We start from the raw sequence: 1,880 nt of genomic DNA, 5'->3' as shown, positions 1-1,880 counted from the left end.
GCACGGCGTCGAGCCCCGGCAGGGCGACGGCGCCCGAGGCGAGCGCACCCCGCTCCCAGAGCGCGACGTGCACGGCCCAATCGTCCCGGCCCTCGGAGAACTCGCGGGTGCCGTCGAGCGGGTCGACGATCCAGACGCGCTCGGCCCGCAGGCGGGCGGTCCCGTCCTCGGCCTCCTCGGAGAGGATGGCGTCATCGGGGCGGTGCTCTGCCAGTTCGCGGGCGAGGAAGCGCTGGCTCTCGCGATCCCCGCGATCCTTCAGCTCGCGCGTGCCGAGCTCGTCCGGGGGCGCGTCGCGCTGGATCCGGCGCAGCAGCCGGCCCGCGTCGGACGCGAGTCTCGCGGCGAACGCCGTATCGTGCACCATCGTCACCCCCCCCGGTTCGATCGAGCGCGGAGGATGCGAAGGGAGGCGTGCGGCGTCGATGCCTCCGAACGATCCGCCCGACGTTCGACGTCTCGTGCTCCGAACCATACCCGATCCACGCGGCCGTGTGAACCTTTCGGGTTCCGAAGCCCGCACCGATACGCGGGGTCGTATGGTAAAGATGTCGCTATGGACGTGGGGCTTCTTCTCGGAGCATTCGCAGTCGGCATCGTCGTCGGGCTGACTGGTATGGGCGGTGGCGCCCTCATGACCCCCATGCTGGTCCTCTTCTTCGGCGTCTCTCCGCTCACCGCGGTCTCGAGCGACCTGGTCGCGAGCGCCGTCATGAAGCCGGTCGGCTCCGTCGTGCATCTGCGGCGCGGCACGGTGAACCTCAAACTCGTCGGCTACCTCTGCGTCGGATCGGTGCCGGCGGCGTTCGCCGGCGTGCTCGTGCTCAAGTCGATGGGCGAGAGCGCGCAGATGCAGCACGGCGTGAAGACCGCGCTCGGGATCGCCATCCTCTTCACCGCCGCCATGCTGCTGGTCCGGGCGCACATGCGGCTCGTCGAGCGGGCCAGGACCCGTGACGGCAAGGGGTTGCCGCAGACTGAGGAGCGACCCGATATCACTGTCCGCGTGGTCCCGACCGTGCTGCTCGGCATCGTCGGCGGACTCATCGTCGGCATGACCTCCGTCGGCTCGGGCTCGCTCATCATCATCGGCCTGATGTTCCTCTATCCCGGGCTCAAGGCGGGCCAACTCGTCGGCACGGATCTCGTGCAGGCCGTGCCGCTCGTCGCCTCGGCGGCGATCGGCCACGCCATCTTCGGCGACCTCGACCTCACCATCTCGCTGCCGCTCATCCTCGGCAGCGTGCCCGGCGCGTACCTCGGCGCCCAGCTGTCGTCGCGGCTGCCCGGCGGCTTCGTGCGCCGAGCGCTCGCTTTCGTGCTGCTCGCCTCCGGCCTCAAGCTGCTCGAGGTTTCGAACACGGCGACCGGGATCATCCTGCTCCTCGCACTGGTCGGGGGCCCACTCATGTGGATGCACCTGCGCCGCCGCCATGGGTTCCCGGCGCTCGCGAGCACCGAGGCCCGTCAGCGGCGGGCGGCGAAGGCGGCGCGAGCGGCGGAGCAGGTGGACCAGACCACTGCGGCGGATGCGGTGGACCATGAGGATGCGGCGGTGAGCGCGGAACAGGCGCGGGATGCGGTGGAAGAGGAGGACGGGCGGACATGAGCGATCCGCGCGACATCGTGCTGCGCGGGCCCCCGCTGGAGGGGCTCGAGCTCATCGTCGCGGGTCTGCTGCCCGGGATCGAGGGATACCGACCAGCTGCGGACGGCGGCGCGGCGCGGGGGCTGTCGCCGCGGCTCGTGATCCCCGACAGCGGCGAGCGGCTCTCGCCGGGTGATGAGGTGACCATCCGCGATCCCGACGGCACGCCCCTCGCGAGGCTGCGGATCGACGACGCGGCCGCGATGGACGGGGAGGTCGTGCTGACCGGGGC

3 protein-coding genes are annotated in these 1,880 nt (G+C 71.3%); 2 read left to right on the top strand and 1 reads right to left on the bottom strand.

The genetic code is table 11. The features are described from left to right. On the bottom strand, window positions 1–367 hold a 367-nt coding region (locus ACFPZL_RS12740; protein ID WP_382335726.1), incomplete at its 3' end, for an inositol monophosphatase family protein. Window positions 368–556: 189 nt separating this feature from the next. Between ACFPZL_RS12740 and ACFPZL_RS12735 the strand changes: the two genes are divergently transcribed. Both ACFPZL_RS12735 and ACFPZL_RS12730 read left to right on the top strand, forming a co-directional pair. Then, window positions 557–1,609 carry a sulfite exporter TauE/SafE family protein gene (locus ACFPZL_RS12735; RefSeq protein ID WP_218116309.1) on the top strand — a complete coding sequence of 351 codons (1,053 nt, stop codon included), beginning with the start codon at window positions 557–559 and terminating at the stop codon, window positions 1,607–1,609. Further along, the coding region (locus tag ACFPZL_RS12730) for a hypothetical protein (protein ID WP_382335724.1) at window positions 1,606–1,880 on the top strand (275 nt) is incomplete at its 3' end. The genes ACFPZL_RS12735 and ACFPZL_RS12730, both read left to right, overlap by 4 nt.

The sequence above is a fragment of the Leucobacter soli genome (genome assembly GCF_042659205.1).
Taxonomy (GTDB): domain Bacteria; phylum Actinomycetota; class Actinomycetes; order Actinomycetales; family Microbacteriaceae; genus Leucobacter; species Leucobacter soli.
Note: the sequence above shows the minus strand (reverse complement) of the source record. Positions and strands in the feature narration are given on the sequence as shown.